Annotated in this window: 12 protein-coding genes; 5 read left to right on the top strand and 7 right to left on the bottom strand. The window is 37.3% G+C overall.

Going from position 1 to position 18,124, the window contains the following annotated elements; translation table 11 throughout:
- On the top strand, positions 1-2,417 hold a 2,417-nt coding region (locus ACEYW6_RS08610; RefSeq protein WP_412979372.1), incomplete at its 5' end, for a CHAT domain-containing protein.
- A 198-nt stretch (positions 2,418-2,615) separates the two neighbouring features.
- On the opposite strand, the gene ACEYW6_RS08615 is transcribed toward ACEYW6_RS08610, so the two are convergent.
- Positions 2,616-2,846 carry a hypothetical protein gene (locus ACEYW6_RS08615; protein WP_412979373.1) on the bottom strand — a complete coding sequence of 77 codons (231 nt, stop codon included), beginning with the start codon at positions 2,844-2,846 and terminating at the stop codon, positions 2,616-2,618.
- Positions 2,847-3,009: 163 nt separating this feature from the next.
- Positions 3,010-3,141: a hypothetical protein gene (locus ACEYW6_RS08620; RefSeq protein WP_412979374.1), complete on the bottom strand. Its 132-nt coding sequence runs from the start codon at positions 3,139-3,141 to the stop codon at positions 3,010-3,012.
- Between the two features lie 1,057 nt (positions 3,142-4,198).
- Between ACEYW6_RS08620 and ACEYW6_RS08625 the strand changes: the two genes are divergently transcribed.
- Positions 4,199-11,944: a hypothetical protein gene (locus tag ACEYW6_RS08625; protein ID WP_412979375.1), complete on the top strand. Its 7,746-nt coding sequence runs from the start codon at positions 4,199-4,201 to the stop codon at positions 11,942-11,944.
- Between the two features lie 7 nt (positions 11,945-11,951).
- On the top strand, positions 11,952-12,722 hold the full coding sequence (locus ACEYW6_RS08630) for a hypothetical protein (RefSeq protein WP_412979376.1): 771 nt from the start codon (positions 11,952-11,954) through the stop codon (positions 12,720-12,722).
- Here the strand turns inward: ACEYW6_RS08630 and ACEYW6_RS08635 are convergent.
- The gene (locus tag ACEYW6_RS08635; RefSeq protein WP_412979377.1) at positions 12,719-12,964 is read right to left on the bottom strand and encodes a hypothetical protein; all 246 of its coding nucleotides are present in this window, start codon (positions 12,962-12,964) and stop codon (positions 12,719-12,721) included. The genes ACEYW6_RS08630 and ACEYW6_RS08635 overlap by 4 nt on opposite strands.
- Positions 12,965-13,219: 255 nt before the next feature.
- On the opposite strand from ACEYW6_RS08635, the gene ACEYW6_RS08640 reads away from it, so the two are divergent.
- On the top strand, positions 13,220-14,008 hold the full coding sequence (locus ACEYW6_RS08640) for a response regulator (protein ID WP_412979378.1): 789 nt from the start codon (positions 13,220-13,222) through the stop codon (positions 14,006-14,008).
- A gap of 4 nt (positions 14,009-14,012) precedes the next feature.
- On the opposite strand, the gene ACEYW6_RS08645 is transcribed toward ACEYW6_RS08640, so the two are convergent.
- From ACEYW6_RS08645 to ACEYW6_RS08655, 3 genes are read right to left on the bottom strand one after another with little or no spacing between them, the layout of a single operon-like run.
- A complete protein-coding gene (locus ACEYW6_RS08645) occupies positions 14,013-14,633 on the bottom strand; it encodes a DUF6753 family protein (protein ID WP_412979379.1) in 621 nt (206 codons plus the stop codon).
- Between the two features lie 55 nt (positions 14,634-14,688).
- The gene (locus ACEYW6_RS08650; protein WP_412979380.1) at positions 14,689-15,495 is read right to left on the bottom strand and encodes a hypothetical protein; all 807 of its coding nucleotides are present in this window, start codon (positions 15,493-15,495) and stop codon (positions 14,689-14,691) included.
- Between the two features lie 22 nt (positions 15,496-15,517).
- Positions 15,518-16,426, bottom strand: a complete 909-nt coding sequence (locus tag ACEYW6_RS08655; protein WP_412979381.1) for a chromosome partitioning protein ParA — start codon at positions 16,424-16,426, stop codon at positions 15,518-15,520.
- Between the two features lie 314 nt (positions 16,427-16,740).
- On the opposite strand from ACEYW6_RS08655, the gene ACEYW6_RS08660 reads away from it, so the two are divergent.
- Positions 16,741-17,682, top strand: coding sequence for a transposase (locus tag ACEYW6_RS08660; RefSeq protein ID WP_412979382.1), 942 nt, complete (start codon positions 16,741-16,743; stop codon positions 17,680-17,682).
- 69 nt (positions 17,683-17,751) lie between these two features.
- Here the strand turns inward: ACEYW6_RS08660 and ACEYW6_RS08665 are convergent, their stop codons facing one another.
- Positions 17,752-18,033: a hypothetical protein gene (locus ACEYW6_RS08665; RefSeq protein ID WP_190951124.1), complete on the bottom strand. Its 282-nt coding sequence runs from the start codon at positions 18,031-18,033 to the stop codon at positions 17,752-17,754.
- Positions 18,034-18,124: the final 91 nt, after the last annotated feature.

Below are 18,124 nucleotides of genomic sequence, written 5' to 3' on the forward strand. Positions count from 1 at the left end.
CTAGTGCATTATCTGTTTTTACCTCTACTACACATCCTGAAGCTTGGGCAAACACACAAAATAATCTGGGTAATGCTTATACAGACCGAATGCTTGGTGATAAAGCTGAAAACTTGGAACAAGGTATCGCTTGTTATTATGCAGCTTTAACAGTTTACACCCGTGAAGCGTTCCCACAGCAGTGGGCTACGACTCAACATAATTTAGGCAGTCTATACAGCGTTCGCATTCAAGGAGAAAAATCGGAAAATTTAGAATTAGCGATCGCTTCTTACCATGCAGCTTTGCAAGTTCGCAGCCGTGAGGCTTTTCCGCAACAGTGGGCAGCCAGCCAAAATAATCTAGCTACATTTTATAGCCACCGAATTTTAGGAGATAGGGCTGAAAACCTGGAACAAGCGATAGCTTGTTACTGTGCGGCTTTAACAGTTTACACCCGTGAAGCATTTCCTTGGGATTGGGCAATGACTCAAAACAATCTGGGAATTGGCTATCGAGAGCGAATTTATGGAGATCAGGCAGAAAACTTAGAAATAGCTATCGCTTGTTATCAAGCGGCTTTGCAAGTTCGCAGCCGTGAGGCTTTTCCACAAGAGTGGGCAGCAACTCAAAATAATCTGGGTGCAGCTTACAGCGATCGCATTTTAGGTGACAGAGAAGAAAATTTAGAAGCAGCAATTGCTTGCTATCAAAATGCTCTAACAGTTTATACGCATGGGGCATTTCCAGAAAAATATGCAGGAACTTTATTTAATTTAGGTCTGGCTTATCAAGATATCAGAGATTTTAACTGTGCTTATAATGTTTTTGTAGCAGCTATTAATACTGTAGAACTCCTACGCGATGAGATTTTTTCTGGCGATGAAGTTAAACAAAAACTAGCCGAAAAATGGAACAAACTTTATCAACGTATGGTAGAAGTTTGTATTAAGCTGCACAACTACACAGAAGCAATCGAATATGTTGAGCGTAGTAAAGCTCGTAACTTGATAGATATTTTAGTTAAGCGTGACGTTGACAAAATTTTTACCCCAGAAGTTGTAACTCAGCTAGAACAACTCAAAGACGAAATTGTTAGCAATCAGCACCTTCTCGATACTGCTATAAAAGATGACTATATTACTCTAACGCAACACATTCAGCACTTAAGGCAGAAGCAAAATGACTTAGAAAACAGCTATCTACCCATTGGGTATAACTTTAAATTTAATAACTTCCAAGCCATATTGGACGACAAAACAGCAATTATTGAGTGGTACATCATTGATAACATTTTTTTCACTTTTATTATTACCCGCCAAGCCAAAAATCCTCTAGTTTTGCAATCTTCCCCTGAAGAAAGAGAAGCATTGATTAATTGGCTGAACGAATACTTGCAGGATTACATTGAAAACACAAGATACTGGCGAGATAAACTTTCAGAACGTCTTCGGCATCTTGCACAAATTTTGAATATAGATCAAATCACTAGCTACCTGCCCAAGGATGTTGATCAGTTAATTTTGATACCTCATCGGTTTCTACATCTGCTTCCCCTTCATGCCTTGCCTCTGACAGACTTACAACATTGCCTTTTGGACAGATTTGTTAGAGGTGTGCGCTATGTTCCTAATTGCCAGTTACTATTACTTAGCCAAAAGCGACAACATCATGATTTTATACAACTCTTTGCCATTCAAAACCCCACTAAAGACTTAGCTTGGAGTGATATTGAAGTTGAAACTATTAGTCGATACTTCCAGTCAAAAGACGTGTTAGTTCGAGAAGCTGCTCAAAAGGAAGCGATCAATAACCAAATGCTTAGCAATGCTAACTGCGTACATTTTGCCTGTCACGGTTACTTTAATTTTGAATCACCACTAAATTCTGCTCTACTTTTAGCAGACAGAATAAATAATAAATCATCAATTGAGCAAGTTAACGCTGTCAGTGAAATTGTTTTAGATAAAGGAGATAAAATAATTAATTTAGAAGATTCTCTCACTTTGGATGAGATATTCAAACTCAATCTTAGTCAATGTAGTCTCGTAACTCTTTCAGCTTGTGAAACTGGTTTGATAGACTTTACTAACTCTAGTGATGAGTATATTGGCTTGCCAAGTGGTTTTTTGGTTGCGGGCAGTGCCAATGTGGTTAGTAGTCTTTGGGCAGTACAAGATTTTTCTACGGCGTTCTTAATGATTAAGTTCTACGAGAATCTGCAAAATCAAACATCTGTAGCTTACGCGCTCAACCAAGCCCAACTATGGTTAAGAAAGATCACAAAAACTGAATTTGAAAAATGGCTAGAAGAGAAGCAATTGCCGCTTAACCCAACACTGAAAATTAATATCCGCCGACGTCTTAATCAATTGTCTGATGATGAACAATTATTTCAGTCACCATTCTATTGGGCTGGATTTTGTGCTATTGGTTGATATTAGTTGAAATAAAATATTTAAATTAAAGCTTGAAAGTCAAAAATTAAAACCTAAAAATATTTAATGAATAGGGTGTCCGCCGCGTATCTCGGCGGACACCCGAATACACATCGCCTTATACAAAAATTGACAGTTTTATAAAACTCGATAATACCCATTCATAACAGAATGAATGGGTATATATAATCTGGTTATCTACTTATCTCTTATCGATTTTTTATTCTCCACTTTTTGATGGATATCTTCTGTTGATATGCTTTCTCTTTTGTCCACATCAGTAGTAACATTGATTCCTTTTGGACTAGCTTCTAGATGAAAAATATATCGACCGTTTATCATATGAATTGTAGTGAGATAGCCTAAAGCAAATATCATCACTCCACAAAGTGGTAAAGTTATTTGCCAAATAGGAAAGTTGCGTTTCATAACCTGTTGAACCTGAAATTATTTGCTAAATCTCTATCACTACAAACAGGAAAAACTCTGCATTTTTAATAAAGTTTTGGCTTATGTGATAAAAACTGTTTACCCAGATTTTTTACTAGTAAAAAATCTGGGTAACCGCTTTCTATGCAGAGTTATGGCGGAGCTACTCAACGCGATCGCCAACAACAGAAAGGTCAATAGTAGTGCGTTTCCAGGAATTGTTCATTGCCCCATTAGCAGTAAGCTTGGCAAAAATCTGGGTTAATAAAATAGGCTCAGGGATTTCGGGAAGCATTTTTAAAATTTCATGAACATATCGAAAACCTTACTAATATTTGACTGTGCCAGTATGATGCCATACCCTGCCAGGCATAGCCCTCTTGTGTCATTTTGGGAGAATCCAATCGCCCAATCGGTTACGGGGCTTTAATTTCGACTTTTTGTCTATAAATTTTAGTTTTTGTTAGAAAATAAAGCCTCAAACCTTGATTAAATAAAAGCCTCAGAATTTGGCTTCGATTATTGTTTTCCGATAGTGACACAAGAGGGATAGACTCTGGCGACTGCTTAAATTACTAAACCTGTGGGAGTGCGGTTCAACTAAGCCCCGATGAAGAACTCGAACTTGTTCGTATTCGGGAGGAACAAATGCGCCAGTATCAAAAACAAGTTCGCCTGACCGGTAGTTCTGCCGCTATCATGATGTTAATGAGACGCGGTAATTCACCTCAGTCATCAGCATGATGCGCGGTATATAGAAGCACAACTTGGTATCAAACGGCGGAACAAGTTAACCCAAGTGCGAACACTGCTTCACAACGCAAGCACATTGCTTGAGTAAGCAACACGCCTACTCGAACAAACCACAGATATGAACAGTCCAAACGCTACAGTTGAAGTTTTCAACACCTATGAAATTATACCCATCGACTAATAAAACATAGAAAGGGAAAATTTACTTCATTACTGCCACAAAATATAGATACTGAAATACAGCATTATTTGTAAAGCTGCTGCCACACTAATTTGGCTTTCTGTCTCAAACTGCAAACATAACCACAATGGCAAACATTAAGAATGTTACTACTGATTTAGCATTAAGCAAGAAGTAATTGAGAAGTTTGTATATTTTTTTCATACTTAAATTTTGAGATCACGCCGAATATGTCTTTAAGAGCTATTTTCTAAGCAATAACCATATTTATACGTATAAACTACTACACCCGTCTTACAAATGGAAATTAGAAAATTGTTTAATAAATTACCAGTATAGAGAAAGTAAAATTTAATTTTACGGGTATTTTAGTGCCAAAAAATAAAAATTTTTATTTTATAAGTTTAATTGTTCATATATGACAATTCAAGCTAAACATTTTGACACTAGATTAAATCAATGGATTCATACAGATGGTAATACAAATAATCCAAATTCGCTCTTAAAAGAAGAACTTAATAATACCCTATTAGAACATTTCTTTCCTGGGGTAAACTTTTCGTTCGGGCATATGGACGAAAAGTCTACTGTGGAACAATTAATTAATCACCCTGAAGGTCATAAATTATTACTATCGTCAAAAACTCGGTTGTTATATGGCCCCGAAGAATGTCTAGATACAATTAGGCAATTATGCCCTGATAACAAAGATAGAGGTGCTTACGGGTCTATCTTTCTTGGTTCATGTAGAAATGCTGTCAATAAAGAGTTAAACATCCTAATAGTTGATGATAATAATGGTGAAAATGGCGGTATTATCAGTAATGACCAAGCATATCGGTTAACAGGAGACTGTTACGGACAAATATCAAAAGACTTGTATCATGAATTAACTAAGCATCAAAAAGGTGATAAATATCGAGTAATCCAGCACCGCTTCGGTTGGACTGATCGAGACGGAGATGACAACAAATACCGTTTTGGTAAAGGTACACTACGCCCTGCTAACCTTGAGCAAATCCTCAATTATCAAGACTCCAATAACTCAACTAAAATTGACCTAATTCTTCCCTTATCTGCATTCAAGGGAACTGATAAAGATAATCCTAATAGCCCGACTAAGCCTCAAATTCAACCTGGATTGTACCGACAAAATATCTGGCTAGGTGAAAAATCACAATCTGAACTCGGCAAGACAGCTATATCGCAGTTACTCGCTTCATTCCCTAACGGACTGAAAGACTTTACTGAACAGCTAGAACTTGAAGCCAAAAAGCTTAAAGAAGCACAGGATGATCCTCGGCAACTTGCACAACTTTACTGCGAAAAGTACGAGAAGCGGAAAGCTTTTCTTGAAGAACAAGCAACTACACTAGAAGAACAAGCAGCAGAAGATCCAACATTAGCAGAAGAGTTAGAAACTTTGCGCTCACGCATTGCTACTGACTCGTTTATTTATAAACTCATCAAAGCTGACCTGCAAGGAGAGGGGCAACTTCTCGAAATTGAGAAAGTACAGCGCGAACTCGCCCGGTTCGTCCAAAACGAGTGGAAAGAAATCGCCATCGGCAAGACGTTAACGTTTGAGCGAGCAATGGTCATCCCCTCCAAAGACCTGCAAAATGGGGAAATTTCCATACCGCATTATCAAGACGGGGAAGAAGTTCTCAACTTCCGCTCCCCTTTCCTCAACTCAAATGGTCTGTGCGTCTCAACTAACAAAATTGTAGAAGATATCCTGGGGCCTGATGGCCAACCTCTCGCTGGTGCGATCGCTGTCTCGGATGAAACAAGCGATCGCATTTACAACCGCCTCAATGAGCAAATTAAATCTATCCTGCCAGAAGCTCAAGGAAAAAATATCCAGTTAGCAGGTATTGAAAATTACTTAGACCAAAGTATTAGTAAGCTCGAAACTATAGATAAAATCGAGTTTACTAACAAATTTAATCAGTATATTTTAGAACTAAATTCAGCTGGTTATGAATTAGAAATTCTTCCTCAAGAGTCCGAACAAGAGCGCCAGGCACGCGATTACGATGGTGATTGTATCGGCTTCGAGCGGGCAAGCAAGTATCCCAACCTCACCATCGAAGCAAAGGAGCGTAACCTTCCTGAAAACGCCTACGCTCCAACTGTCAAACTTAAAAAACAATCTTTTTACCAAGAAGATGGCAGTCAGCCAGAATTTGAGGAAATCGCCATCCACATGAGCGATGGCATTAGTGTGGGTGTTATCAACAATCACCTTACCTCAATTGAGGCGTTAGAGTCAGAAATTACGATTCTAAAAAATTTTGGTAGTGAAAAAGACTCAATTGAGTACGTACAGCAGGTAGCCAAACATTACGAAGATTTATTCAAAACAGAAGTCTGGGCAAAATCCAAGGGTATTGAAGGGAAGGAGATTCCGAGCAAGTATCGTAGTTACATGGAAGAGTTCATCAAAACTGTTCGACAAGAACCCGCCAATACACTAGTGGCGATGAACATTAATACCCAAATGTACCGTGAAATGATTGCTGAGGCAGCATTTCAAAATCAAATTGCAGTTGACCTTTTCAAGAGTGCCAAAAAACCTGAAATTGAAATTATTCGCAACAACAGTCGCATTCTTCACCGTGAAGTCAACTATATTAAGGATAAGAAGAAAGATGTCTATATTGACAATATAATTCAACCGACGGGATATTCACCTGTTGAGTTACTAATTGCTCAAACCAATCAGTATTTTGAAAAAGCTCGCCTCGAATCGCGTGAAATCGTTCAATTTCAAGCTTTATTTAAAGGGGTTAAATTTTCTCACGAACAGCGATTAAGAGCTACCCTCATCAAAAAAGAATTCGACAAATCATTCAACCGAGCAAGTGAGCTATCTAAACAAAAAGAAACTGAAAAAGGGCCGTCTGTAAATATTACCATTGCTAATGGTAATCAAGTAAGTATAACTAATCTTCTACAGTATGATAATGAATTTATCTGGAAAGCTAATACAATTACGATAAAACTATCAGAAATATCCGAAGATAAGCGCAACAATAACCGTCCGCATAAATATTTAGTTTATGCTCAAATTAACGATGAAACTGACAATGGTAAACCCAAGTTTAGAAAATTAGGGACACTGGCTAGGGAGCAAGAAAATAAACTCGAAGAGATAGGAATTACACTTGGGCAAGAAGTAAAATCTAAGAAAATATCATTCCAGCCTGAACTAAGCGAAGGTCAAATTAAACTTCTTTACCAAAAAGCTTACCAGATAGCAGAGGAATTTTATAATTCGATTCCAGAAAACCAAAAGCTAACAATGGCAGCTGCCACCTGGGCAGTATCCACTACTCGTGAGAGTAGTAATGATAAAAGTAGCGATCGCCAAAATAAAGTTTCTAATTTCGCCTTTGCTACCTTTCCTCAAGAGATTATCAGTCAGTTAAATACACTCAAGTTTACCGAGTTTAGTATCACTGGGTTTGACCGGAATAGTGAGTTTTTAAATGAAAATCAACCTCAGAGTATTCGATTTAATCTAGCTGAAGATGGAAAAAGCGTAATTGAAATCCAGAATCAAGAGGGTAATTACGAATCATTCGGAAATATTGAACAAAGTAACGCCCGGCTACCAATTGGTACTATTGCTATTGGCAGTCTTCAAAAAGGTGAAGTATATACCACCTCTGTTACAACCAAAGTACCTGGACTACCAGAACTAACTTTCAAGGTAGGCGAAGTTAATAAGTTTGGAAATTCTCAAAGGTTTAATGATGAACCTGTAATGTTAACAATCGAAAAGGTTGACTTGATTCGGGAAGACTATACTATCTATCTTCAAAATAGTAATAAACCTGAAAAACTAGGTAATATTGATAAAGAATCAGTCAAAGAAGGTATTACCCAAGGCTGGCTAGCAGAAAAGCCTGGGAATGGGCAACAGTTACATCTTAAAATTCAAACTATCATCACTGGACAAAATGCCTATGCTATAGCAGAAACATCTCAAAGCAATCTATTACGAATTAATATTACGAATCCAAAGTACAAAAAACAGGAGATTAACAACCAAGCATTTCAAGAAACTTTAGTTAGAGCATTTGATAAAAAGCACGTTTATATTGCTAAAATTGGCGACCAATCGCTCGGTATTATTGGCCAGCATAATGAACGTCTCGAAGCTGATTTAAATAAAGGAAATATACAAAAACAGTGGCAAAGGAAAGAATCTAGCACTGTACAAAAATTAATTGATACGGGTATTATTCGCCCAAACCAACAACGAACCACTATCCCTGTACAAATTACCAGTAATGAAAGTACCTGTAAAATAATTATTAATCCAGAAACAGTACAATATCCCGACAAATGGGTTAAACGCAGTCAGCTTATAAGTAATGAAAAGCATGTCATAACGGAGCAGCAAGAAAAACGCAACCAAATGCTCAGTAAAATTAACGAACGTCCTACAATCATGTTTCAAGATAAAGAGCAAAAATTAGTAGGGCTTTTAGGATTAGCAGTTGATGAAAATATAGTTGAAAAAACCAAAAAGTATCTCGAAAAAATAGGAGTATCATATGAACAGCTTCCTATATCACAAGCTCGGTTAGAAGCCAAAAAAGGAATGACTGTCTTCATACTTGATGAAACTACTATCAGCAGCGAATTAAGACAAACCTTTATTAACCGTGCTGGTGGTCATATCAAAAGTGCAGATACACCGTCACAATCCACTCCAATCATTCCCCAACAAACTGTATATTTTTATAATCCAAATCAACAATATAGTTCCCCCGATGGAGCGCAGGTAGAAACTCAAGAAGCTTTTGGATTAGTAGTTTCTGCACAAGACGCAATCGCTGTAGCCACTTGGTTAGAATCAAAGTCTACTGAAAACGATTATTTTATTGAGAGTAACACAGCTACATTCATTTTTAATAAAAATGAGATTAGTGAGGAAATAAAGAAAGAATTTAATAGTTTACTGGGAGAAGCTATTAATATTGGTGAAGTTGATGGTTTTGACCGCTACGAACAGCTTAGTGCAGAGTTAAATCAAAAAGTTGCAACTGAAGGTAGTCTTTTAAAATTAAACCATATTCCAGAAAATAGTGATTACCAAAAAGCTCTAAAAGCACTTCCTAACCGTCCAAGAGAACTCAATCAAGAAGATTCTCCAGTACCAATTGTTCCTGCTAAAGCTTTATCAGAAAAGAATATAACTAATATTCAATTGAATACTAACGCCACAGTTGCAGGAATTTCACAAGTCTATCAAAACACGGTTGAGATACAACTAGTAAAAAATACACAATCAGAAGCTAAGAATCAACCAATATTACTACCCAACTCGCGTCAAGCCGATCCAACTAAAGCTATCGAAATATTGGGTAATGTAAGCGAGGAAAAAGTAGAACAGCTGCGATCGCATCTTGAAACCCACCTCAAACCCATACTTGAAAATGACAAATCTAACTATGCACCACTGAGACAAGTCGCCTGGATCGGTGCAAAATGGGATTTGAAGGATAAAGACTTCAAGCCAGGGGTACAGGACGACTCTTTGATGGAACTTGTCAGACAAGTCTATCCTGACGCTGAGATTGTGCTGGTAACTTATTCCGAGAACCCCGGTGCTGGGATTAACTACCACCGCGATGACTCCTACGCCGCGACGGAAGCCCGCAGCATTAATATCGGAAATTCTGACTGGGGATATCGCGCTGCTAAGGAACGAATGGCATGGACTAGGGACGAGAATCAGGACGCACCATACCAAGAGTTTAAACTTGAGTCAGGTACAGTAACCCGCTTCAACTGCAAAAACGAACACGCTGCACTGAATACTGAGGCTGGCAGATGGTCTATCAACATCTGGTCAATTAAAAATGATCTGGGCAGAGAAAACAGCGTTCGCCAAAAATTTGAGAACTTCCTTACCTCAAACCAACCTCCGCGTGCGGTAGTCCAAAGCAACAACGACCTCACCATTAAAGCTAACGAGTGGACACCAGGGGGAGAAATTAAAGTAGAGCGCAGTTATACCAGCCTCAGAGAAGTCACCCAAAACATACCCTCATACCCTTCAAACCAACCAACTGTCGAAGAAATTATCGCCATTGGCAATTCCACTGCGGCACGCGCTGCTAATCCTCAGATTCCAGACAACCCGGCTATATCTGGTAAACCAGTACCAATGGTTTATTCGCTGCATCTGCACGGCGAAGCTGTCACAGTACCAGTTAACACAACCATCGATGCTATGCGCGGACACGGTAGGATACACACTACCAGAGGTGTAGACTACCAAAAAACTTATGGTATCAATGAGGGAGATATTACGATCGCCCAAGGTAAAAACGGCGAGCAAGTTGCTTTTCGGGTGGGTAAGCAATACAAAATTACCACCCAAATGATTCAAGACCCAAGTTATCAGCAAGCCTGGGCGAGATGGGAGAAGCATTCACCAAAAGAACTTACCCAAACTCAAGCGAGTAAGAGTCAGGTATATGGCTTATTCATGGAGCCACTAGGAGATTATGTCAATGGCAAAATTGTTCCGTTCCCAACCATCCAAAAACAACCTGCAACTCCAGTAAATATCAGCCCCGACTCCAAAGATGGGCTGGGAGTAGCACTAAGTCTTGCCACTGCACTCGCCAAAGAACAAGGCAAGCTACAAAACGATTACCAAGTTTCAGTCAACAATAATCCAGAAGCCCCCGCCGGGCAGTATGGAGTAGAAACCCATGTCCAAAAACCTCAAGGAGTAGCATACGCATCCGCCGAACACGCATTTAATCACCAAAAGCAGTTGCATCGATCAGTTGATGAATACCAGCTAATGGTAGAAGTGCTTCAAGCTAAACTCGAACAACACCCCCGGCTAACTGAGGCGATCGCCAAACGTGGGGGAGTCAATTGGTTAGAGAACTGTACAAGCATTACTAATTCCCAGGATCAACAGTGGGAGGGTAAGGGTAAAGAATCCGCATTTATTCAAGCCCTTAGCGAAGCGTATATATATGTAGTTGCAAAAATACAACAAACTACACTACAAACCCAGCACGACAAGTCCCAACAGACTGCTCTGCGGCCCACAAATCCACTCTCCCAACTCGAACCTATAAACGCCGCCGTCGCTGAACACATGAAAAAAGACATTGCGATGGCCCAATTAGCTACCCAGTTTATCGGTAAATCAGCTGCACCTCCCGGTACACCTTCAAGCACACGAAATTACGAGCAAGCATGGGGGGAACGCGCCAACACAGGAAATTACTCAAAAGAAGACATCATTATGGTGTCCGGATCTGGCCCGTGGCGTGGAGTAACAAGCGAGCAAATTGCCCAAACATTTGAAAATCACTATAAACCCTTACTTGATAAGGCAATAGCAGTGAAAAGCTCTTTTCTAGTCGGAAATACACAAGGAACTGACCAATTAGTTCAAAATTATCTCCAAGAAAAAGGGTACAAAGTAGAACAATCTTCCCAAGGATATGCTGTATTTAATCCTGTAGAAAACACCAAAGTTAGTAGCGATATTATTTCTACCAATACACAAGTATCAGATAACTCATTAATTGCTAAAAACAAGAGCATTTTCTATCCACAACAAAGCCAACAACCAAATATTGACCAAGCAATCGCATCACCTGCTCAACCCAAAATGCAGCAGGTTGGAGCAATGGATAGCATTATCGAGCGGATGAAAGCTAATACAGTGCAAAATCTCCAAGACTGGTATATAGCGGCTGAAAAACTCGGTAAATCAGACACATATCTCAATAGAATTCAAGAGATAACTAATTTATACATTCAAGAAAATATTAGTCTTGAGAATGCTTTTAAGGCAATGGAACAAGACATTAAAGAATTAGAAAAAGTTAATGAGATGACCAGTCTTGCTCAACGTGTAGTTAAGACAATTGGGCAAGAAGATATTAATGGCATTATGTCAGTCCAAACAGAAAAATATCAGATTGCTACTCAAACTCAAAACCAAACTTATCTAATTAAAGATAAAAAGGATAATATCTTGTTATATGTCAAACAAGGAAAAACTCAAGTAAGTAACATTAGTGACGAAACATTACAAGATTTTCAAGTTATGAGCGATCGCATCAATAATGCACTCAAAGATGTCAAAAAAGATTTAGTAGAAAGGTAATTTTACTATGAAAGAACTAATCGATTTTCCAGTAGAAGGTTTAACTCCAGCAATGCAAGCTTGTCTCCTCAAAGAATTAATCGCACAGCTTAATATACCTGATGAAAAATTTGCAGAATATGCAAAAAATCCTCCAACTGCTGAGGAACGACAAGAGGCTGTGTTAAAGTTAAATTCAGAAATAAATAGAATCAGTGAAATAGCACAAGAAGAAGTAAAGTTAAGCTCCACAGAAATTGAACCTATCAATTTTGTTAATCCAGTTAGTCCAGAGTCATCTTTACAACCCGAAGTAAGCCAGTCGAAAGAAAATACAATTGAGCCAGATGTTCTAAAAAACCTCACAAATAAAAATGACGACAATAATGGCAACCTAGTAGAAGAAGGTCAACACGATAAAGTGCAATCTTTTATCGCTAATTTACAAATTCAACAATTTGTTATTCCTGTAATTTTAGACCGCTTAAATATATTTGGAAAACCAGACAAAGAGATAGGAAGTATCATTTATAAAGGTGAGGCATATACTGCAAGTCTAAAATTAGAAGAAGATTCACAAACTCTTAGCCTTGATAGAAATTCGCCAGAATCAGAAGCAAGTCAAGAAGCACTCCTAGCATCTCGTAATAATAGTTCAGAGAATTACTCTATCATCATCAATAACCTTACCCATAATGAATTTGAACGGTTTAAGGCTCTGTTCGATGAGCAACAAGCACACTGCGAACACAACCAACAACAATTCAAAAACCAGGATGCTGCTCAAGAGATAGATTAAATCAACCCAAAGCACACACCATACGAAAAAGCTATAAACCCCAAAACTAGCTTGTTATTAAAACTCAAGGGAGTTTTGGGGCAAATAACAACCGCAACAGAAAAATAATAAAAAGACGCAGTAAAATCAAACAAACTCGTCGGGTTAATAGGTAATCTACCTAACCCGACCAAACATAGCATTACTATTAAAGACCAAACAATAATATTTTCTATCCATCCTAAAAGTTGATTGAAATTCATAAAAAATCCTTTAGACTCCCTAAATTTGATAAATACTATTAAAACTAAAACCGATCAATAAAATTCCCTAGTAAATAGATTGCTTAATGAAAACTACATAAACTACCCCATCACTTTGTAAATTTTTTAAATTTAAAAATAAAGTTTTTAAATAAGCTGATTAATTTATAGTAACTGTAAAGATTAAGAAACAGTAAAAAGTAAGTGCTATAAGTATTATTATCAGGGACAATACTAAACCAAACAGTATGTAATATGAAACCTATTAATGTTGTCATCATTGAAAATGAGAACATATCTAGGGTTGGCGCGGCAGCGATATTATCTGAAACTGGTAAAATCCAGGTATGTGGCCTTGCTAAAACTGGAAAAGAAGGAATAGAAATTGTTGACCGACAAAAGCCAGATATCGTAGTGATAAATATTGATTTACCTGATATCAATGGCACTGATGTCATAAGTTTAATTAAATGCAAACACGCGTCAATTAAAATAGTGGTTATGACTGCAAATAGCAGTCGAGATACCATTAATGCAGCAATTAGTAATGGCGCAGACTGCTACTACTGTAAAAATAATGCCAGAGAAGAAGTAGGAGAAAGATTTATTGAAGCAGTAATGGCTGCGTACAATAACGAATCATGGATTGACCCAACTATTAATCGCATTCTAATTGATAATCTAAGGTTAAATGACACAGCTGATAGAGATTCACTAGATTTGTTAAGTGATTTCTCTAATAAAGAAATTACAGTTCTCAAATTAGCAGCTGGTGGCATGAAAAATAACGAAATTGCTAATGTCATGTATGTTTCCGAAGGTACAGTCAGGTCATATTTACATAATTCATTTATCAAGTTAGGAGTCAAAGATAGATTAAACGCTATCCGGGAAGCTATCCGCCTGGGAATCCTCAGCTTTGCAGACATGAAAATCGAAGAAGAAGTTACTCAAGAAACCCATACAAGAGTCAAAACTAACCAAAATAGTCAAAAGGATACAGCTAAAACGAGTAATAAGGGATACAAAGGCTGGGTTGCCTAGAAAATTAATCAACTGCAATTATGCAGCCACCTGAATACTTCTTCTGCTGGCGGCAAGTTTTAATGATGGCAGCGTTTCTAACATAAATACTACGTGCTACCTTACCTTCATTAGATTTGGCCCAATCCAGAAGCTTTTTATCTTCGGGTTGTAAAATAGCAGTTCCAGAAGCCGCTTGCTGAAAAGTTACACTTTCAGCAATAGTTTTATATGTAAAAACACCAATTACAGATCCCAAAGCCAGTACAAAACCCAACACTCCCGCTATTTGTGCCAATCGCCAATTACTTACACCCAACAGAGGCAATGCCCCACCAGCTTGCTTAGTCATCTTAATTAAATCCTTAGCGGCTTGGGCGATCGCACTTTTTTGTTGTTGTATTGCCACCTTAGAAGCACTATTAAGCTTATCGTCCACCATGTCAGTCCAACCCACCACAAGCGAGTCAAGCCTACCGGGTAGCTGCTGCAACGCAAATTGGGTTGTACCTAGTTCCGCATATAGATTAAACAAGGGGTCATCAGGTCGAACACCCAATTTAAGTATCCAATCAGTGACCTCTGCTTTCTTTTCTTCAGAATATTCCGCAATAACTTTTTCAACAACTTTTGCAATATTGGTCATAGGTGGTTTAAACAGTTAATTTAAAACCTCACTGTCAATTTGGTAAAGCTAATACTTACCATTCTTCAGATTCAATATCTTCATTTACATCAAAATCGGAAGGATTTTGTTGATTTGTACCTACAGAAGCTAGTTCTGTACAGTTCTTACTTAGCCCTAAATAATTCAAAGCAATCTCATTAGAAACAATAGAATTATTAAAATTCTCTATCCAGTTGAATACTATCGAACGCTGAATAGTATTAAGAGGAGAGTCAGTTTCAATAAGTTGAGCATAGGGTAAACCAGTATCCTCAAGCAACTGGTAAAAGTCGTTATGCAACCCGCCCAAAACTAGCTCCAAGCCATTTAATTTTTTAATATTAGCTTGGAATCTACTACCTTCATAGTATCGAAATTGCTTGCCAAAGTAATAATTTTTGATAACAATATAGTCAACTTGACTACCAAAATGCTGGTATAAATCCTCAAGATAATCTTCAACACAGTCTTTACGATGTGATATCGGGTGCAAGAAAGTAACACGATATCCGAGATGGTTAAGATTTCCTATCAGTGAAACATCTTTATCAAAAAACTTGAACTCCTGATGGTTTTGACCTGGCATATCTGTCAAAACTACATCAATATTTGGAAACATTTCTAAGTCAAGTAATAATCTATCCGAATCGCCCCTAGACAATCCCAAATGGTTTATTTCAAAACCTTTTGTTTTATACATCGATAGCTTGTTACGATAACCGTGGTAGAAAACACGCGCATTGCATTTACTTTTCAAGTACAATTCCAGCAAGAGCCTAGAAACTGTGGACTTACCCACACGAGCATCACCCGATGTAATTACAAAACGCTTTCCAAACATAAAAACCAAGCAACCTATTCAATTAAGCAGCTATATCTTCAGATGGTAAATTTGCATCTTGGTTTTTAGCTTTTTCTTTTTCTTCGTTTTCTCTAAGCTCTTTAGATTTTTCCACAACTGCTGGGTAGTAACAGTCATCTGGTTGTATATCAAAACCCAATAAATTAAATGCTGGCTTAATTTGCGTTTCAAACTCAGCAAGCCAAGATTTAATTCTTGACTTAATTACAATATTTGTTTCTTGATGAGTCTGACCTTCATTAAAGGTTAAAGCATGGCGGTCAAGAAAGTCATAAGACTTGTAGAATAAATCTGGCATTACAAGTTCTATCAGACCTTCTGCAAGCATATTTTGACGTAGGGAAGAGTCATTATATCGCTCAAACTTTTCTTCTTCACCATGAAATAGATTTTTGACAACAATATAATCTACTTGGTCTTTACAAAGTTCACGAAGTTTTTCTAAAACATTTATAGAGTCAAGAACTCTACTAATCACTGAAACCATTGTCACTCGACAATTAATTTCAGTTTTCAGAACTTCAAAAAATGCAAGCTCTTTGACATAACTTTCAAAGAAACCTCCAGATTGTGCTGGCAAGTCTAATAATGTGATAGGACAATCACTCTCATCTAGATTAATTAATAAATCGTCAGCACCACCTCTATGAAAAATATCAATATAACGTATTATAGGGCGGTAATCTTTTTGAAAATATCTTTCTATCTGAGGATTCCTTAAGTCAGCTTCATAAGCAACACAGGGTAAATTTTTATTAATATAAAGTTGAAAGATTGCTCTTGCAAAGGTACTTTTACCTACGCCACCTTTATCACCTGTTATAATTATCAGTCGCTTTTGAGGTTTACCATTAGTATTGGAGGAAGTATTATTTGACATGGCTGGTTGTTCTTTATTTTTTCGGGTCATAATATTGTTTACAAAGTAACTAAACTTTGTTGTGTTAGGTTAATGTCAATCTAAATTTTTAATTTGTAAACAAAAAATTCATAAATTAAATTAATGCAATAGGTAAATCAGCAACTATATTGCTCAATAAAATTTTCCTAATTTATTTTGAATAAACTACTTTGAGTATGTAACCTTTCGCTCAAAAAGCCAAGCAACAAAATTCCACATTAAACCAACATTTGTTGATATGTAAATTAGTCATAAATTTTATGTCGTTTAAAGTAACTTGACTTTCAAAAAAGGCATTATGATATTTTGATTGGAAATAATCTATGAGTGAAGTAAGAGCAGATTATGATGGTGCTTGGAAGGAAGGTGTAGAACAATACTTTGAGGCGTTTCTGGCATTCTTTTTTCCAGAGATTCAAGCAGAAATTGACTGGAAACGAGGCTATAATTTTCTCGATCAAGAATTGCAGCAGTTGATGAGAGAATCTGAAATTGGTAAACAATTTGTCGATAAGCTAATCAAAGTTTGGCTAAAAGATGGAAAGGAAACTTGGTTGCTGATTCATTTGGAAATTCAAAGTCAAGTAGACCCCAACTTCCCTAAACGGATGTTTTCTTACCACTACAGAATCTTTGACCGTTATAACCAAGAAGTTGTGAGCTTGGCAATTCTGGGGGATAATCAAGCCAATTGGCGACCGCAAGAATATAATTATGGTCGTTGGGGATGTCGCCTTAGTCTTCAATTTCCCATTGTGAAACTACTGGACTATGAATCTCGTTGGTCAGAATTAGAACAAAGTGATAGTCCTTTTGCTGTACTGGTGATGGCGCACCTGCGGACACAAGCCACAACTCAAGATTTAGCAGGCCGATTGCAATGGAAGTTGAGCTTAATTAAACGAATGTATGAGTTAGGCTATAGTAGAGATAAAATCCAGCAAATCTTCCGGTTGCTAGATAGATTAATGACTCTACCACCGGAGTTAGACTTAAATTTTCAAGCCGAATTAGAGCGTTTTGAGGCTGAACAGCAAATGACATACATAACAAGCGTAGAACGCATAGGTATAGCAAAAGCTACCCAGAAATATATTGCTCAAATCCTAACAATTCGATTTAAAGATGTTCCTACTGAATTAGTAGAAAAACTAAATGAATTATATGACATTGAGTTACTGAATCAATTGTTAGAAAAAGCTGTAACTACAGGTTCAATATCTGAGTTTGGGCAACAATTAAGTCAGGAAGATACAAATACATAGTTTCAAATTTGCACGGAATGCTGACCATATAGTTATAAAATTCTAACTACCTGCTAGCTTTTTTTGCTTTCAAATACAAATTAATTCCCCGATCAAATCTGCTGCCCGCTTTCCATATTTTTGCTGAATAGCATCCCTGTACGGCAAGCAATCTTCACTTAAAAAGTCGCGGATAAATAGAGAAAAATTAAATCCTCTTTTCGAGTCCACGTATTCTGCTAATTCAATATTAAACAGTGATTTAAATTCATCCTCCCTTTGTTTGAGTGCTGAATATTTAGTTAAATTGTTGGCTTGGAAGATTGGTTCAACTGCTTGATTAAAGAGTTTTTCCATTAAGATATCTTTCATATCTCTTTCTGTATTTTTGTACCAAATTTTCCTCACAAATATAATAACTTCTGTAAAGCTGAATCACCTCTTTTTGTGCAGTTAAAATCTA

It is taken from the genome of Nostoc sp. UIC 10607, assembly GCF_047228265.1.
In the GTDB taxonomy this organism is placed as follows: Bacteria; Cyanobacteriota; Cyanobacteriia; order Cyanobacteriales; family Nostocaceae; genus Nostoc; species Nostoc foliaceum_A.